The 264-nt window shown below is 40.9% G+C and carries 1 protein-coding gene; it reads right to left on the bottom strand.

Annotated features, from left to right (window positions below; all coding sequences use genetic code 11):
* On the bottom strand, positions 1-202 hold a 202-nt coding region (locus tag SB717_RS36705), incomplete at its 3' end, for a hypothetical protein (protein ID WP_410907993.1).
* Between the last annotated feature and the right edge of the window lie 62 nt (positions 203-264).

Here is a 264-nt window from a genome sequence, read left to right as displayed (position 1 = left end):
CCTTTGCTGTCGTCTCCAAAGTACCTCCACCTCTAGGTTCGTTATCCTTGTCCTTTTTCAGCGCTTCTGCATTTTCGTTATGCCCAAGTGCAAAATCTTTATCAAACCTTGGTTTCCATTCGTAGGAGGAGTTTTCCATACCCAAAGGTTCAAAAATATTTTCTTGTGAACTCCAGTCTGCAGAAACTGAGATTGCTACCATTGTAGAGTTCCCTAAAGCAGTAAAGCTAAAAATGATAATGGCAGAAATTGTGCCTCCAAAAC

The organism is Priestia sp. SIMBA_032, from assembly GCF_046535215.1.
Taxonomy (GTDB): domain Bacteria; phylum Bacillota; class Bacilli; order Bacillales; family Bacillaceae_H; genus Priestia; species Priestia aryabhattai.
The sequence above is the reverse complement of the archived record's forward strand: the minus strand, read 5'-3'. Positions and strand labels throughout refer to the sequence as shown.